This is a genomic window from Longimicrobium sp. (genome assembly GCF_036554565.1).
In the GTDB taxonomy this organism is placed as follows: Bacteria; Gemmatimonadota; Gemmatimonadetes; order Longimicrobiales; family Longimicrobiaceae; genus Longimicrobium.
The window spans coordinates 1-2,825 of sequence record NZ_DATBNB010000832.1 but is presented as its reverse complement, the minus strand read 5'-3'; the positions used below and the strand labels follow the sequence as shown (position 1 = coordinate 2,825).

The following is a 2,825-nucleotide window of genomic DNA, read 5'->3' as shown; positions in this document are numbered from 1 at the left end:
GCGTTCACGTGTACCTCTCGGGGGCTTTCGGCAGTGCGAAAGCCGTGGGGTATTCCGCGGAGACGCCTGAAACGCGCACCACCACGCGCCAGCCGGTGAGCATCGTGATGATGGGGATCATATTCGACGTGCAGCCGGTGCCTCCGCGCGCGCCTGCGCAACGCTCCATCCCGCCGGTGCCGCAGACGGCCCTGCCGCGCTGACCCCAGACGATATCCAAGTGATCCTGAGATTTTCAGCCATCGTGCTGCTGGCGTGCGCCGCCGCGTGCGCGCCCGTCGTTACCCACGGCCCGCGCGTGGAGCCGGGCCTTACGTTGTTCGGGACCCTGGGCAGCACGCGGTCGTTGTGCAGCCAGGAAACCTGCGACACGGACCTGATTCCGCAGATGGGCGGCGGCGCCCGCTACGGCCGGGTTGCGACCGACTCCACGCCCGGCTGGAGCGCGGCATTCACGTATTCCGTCGGCGTCGAGTCTTCGGAGGTGGACCTGTACGTGCAGGCGCCCGCTTCGTGGCTGGCCCTGGACGCGGGCGCGGGGGTGCTGGCGGCGGGCACGCACGTGATGCCCTACGTGCAGGTGGGGCGAATGCAGCCGGACGGTTCCGGCTGGTACACAACGCAGGGCTTTGCCTTGCTGACCGAGAGGACGGACGCCTTCCTGCCGGACCCGCCCTACGAGGAGGTGATGCCGCGCTACTGGGCGCCGACGATCGCGTACCGGACGCGCGGCCGGTACGGAGTGCACGTCTACGCCTCGGGCGCGTTCGGCTCGGCCCGCGTAACGTTTCACGAACTCGATGAGCCGGACACGCGCACGGAGCGCCAGCCGGTGAGGGCGGTGCTGATGGGCGTCGTGTTCGACGTGCTGTCGGCGGCGCCCGCCGGCAGCCTGCCCCCCGTGCGGGGGCCCGTTCCGCCCGTGCCGCCGCCGCCCGGCCCGCCGCGCTGATCCCCTCGCGCTCACGCCGCCGCCGAGCGGTTTCGGTCCGTTCCGGCGGCCGATAATTTCCGGGTGATGCCGACATGTACATGAAATGGTGTTCCGCGCTGCTGCTGGCGTGCGCCGCAGGGTGCGCGCCCATCGTGACCCACGGTCCGCGCGTGGAGCAAGGCATCACGGGCTATATCACGATGGGGGCGGGCAAGTCGCTGTGCGGCCCGGAAACGTGCGAGAGCATCCTGGTTCCGCAGCTGGGAGCCGGGGTGCGATACGGCTGGACGGCGACCGACTCCACGCCTGGCTTCAGCGCGGGTTTCACGTATTCAGCCCCGGTCGTGTCGTCGGAGCTGGACCTGTACGTGCAGGCCCCCGGCTCGCAGCTCGGGGTCGACGCGGGCGCGGGGGTGCTCGCGGCGGGCACTCACGTCATGGCCTACGTGCAGTTGGGGCGCATGCAGCCTGACGGATCCGGCTGGTACACCACCCAGGGGTACGCCATCCTGGGGCGGCGGCAGATCGCCATCCTGCTCGCCGACAACTACGAGCAGGTGGAGCCCCGCTACTGGGCACCCACGGTCGCGTATCGTACCGGCGGGCCATACGGGATGCACTACTACGTGACTGGCGCCTTCGGCACGGCCGAGAAGTACCACCCCGATCGACCAGGCGTGCGCACCGGCCGGCAGCCGGTCAGGTCGGTGATGGCGGGGATCGCGTTCCAGGTGCGGCGTGCACATCCTACGCGTCCCGCTACGCCCGCGCCCGCGCCCGCGCCGCCGCCGACTCAGCCGCGCTGATCCAACCCTCACCACCCAGAGTTCGTGGACCTGACGATCGAGCGTCTTTCCAAGACGTATCCCAACGGCGTACACGCCCTGCGCGACGTTTCGCTCACGGTGCCGCGAGGCATGTTCGGGCTGCTGGGCCCCAACGGCGCCGGCAAGAGCACGCTGATGCGCATCCTTGCTACGCTCCAGGAGGCGGATTCGGGCCGGGCGCGGCTGGGCGAGCTGGACGTGCTGTCTGACAAGGAGGGGGTGCGGCGCACGCTGGGATACCTGCCGCAGGAGTTCGGCCTGTACCCCCGCGCCACGGCCGAGGAGCTGCTGGGCCACTTCGCCCTGCTGAAGGGCGTCACCCGCGCGGGCGAGCGGCGCGACGTGGTGAAGTCTCTCCTGGAGCAGACCAACCTGTGGGAGGCGCGCGGCCGCCGGCTGGGCGGGTTCTCGGGCGGCATGCGCCAGCGCTTCGGCATCGCCGTGGCGCTCATCGGCAACCCGCGGCTGATCATCGTCGACGAGCCCACCGCCGGGCTGGACCCCGCGGAGCGCGTCCGCTTCCTGAACCTGCTGAGCGAGCTGGGCGAGCAGGCGGTTGTAATCCTGTCCACGCACATCGTGGAAGACGTCAGCGACCTGTGCCAGCGGATGGCCGTCATCCAGTCCGGCCGCATCCTGCTGGAGGCCGAGCCGACGGAGGCTGTCCGTGCCATCCGCGGGCGGGTGTGGAGCCGCGAGGTGCCCCGCGACGAGCTGGCCGCGTTCGAGCAGGCGCATCCCGTCATCTCCACCACGCTGGTCGGCGGTCGCACCGTGGTGCACGTGTTCGCCGACGCCCCGCCCGACGAGACGTTCCGCCCCGTGGAGCCCGACCTGAAGGACGTATACTTCACCCTGATGCGGGGGTTGAGCCTCGCCCGGCCGGTGCCGGTCGAAGTGGTGTCGGAGGTGGCGGCTGAAGTGCCAGCCGACGTTCCAGCGACTGTCGTCGAGGATGGCGAGGCGGACGCGACGCCGCGGGACGCGGGGGCGGCGTGACGACCCTGCTTCACCTGACGGCGTACGAGCTGCGCGACCACCTGCGGCGCATCAGCACCTGGGTG

General features: G+C 70.7%; 4 protein-coding genes. All 4 read left to right on the top strand.

What is annotated here, in order from left to right:
* The coding region (locus VIB55_RS23550; RefSeq protein WP_331879125.1) for a hypothetical protein at positions 1 to 203 on the top strand (203 nt) is incomplete at its 5' end.
* A 17-nt stretch (positions 204 to 220) separates the two neighbouring features.
* Positions 221 to 952: a hypothetical protein gene (locus tag VIB55_RS23545; RefSeq protein WP_331879124.1), complete on the top strand. Its 732-nt coding sequence runs from the start codon at positions 221 to 223 to the stop codon at positions 950 to 952.
* Between the two features lie 80 nt (positions 953 to 1,032).
* Entirely contained in the window at positions 1,033 to 1,740 is a 708-nt protein-coding gene (locus tag VIB55_RS23540; protein WP_331879123.1) for a hypothetical protein, read from the top strand.
* 24 nt (positions 1,741 to 1,764) lie between these two features.
* Positions 1,765 to 2,760, top strand: a complete 996-nt coding sequence (locus VIB55_RS23535; RefSeq protein ID WP_331879122.1) for an ABC transporter ATP-binding protein — start codon at positions 1,765 to 1,767, stop codon at positions 2,758 to 2,760.
* Positions 2,761 to 2,825: the final 65 nt, after the last annotated feature.

Coding starts and splice junctions, on each gene's coding strand:
- VIB55_RS23540 (WP_331879123.1), top strand. CDS start 1,033: ATGAAATGGTGTTCCGCGCTGCTGCTGGCGTGCGCCGCAGGGTGCGCG.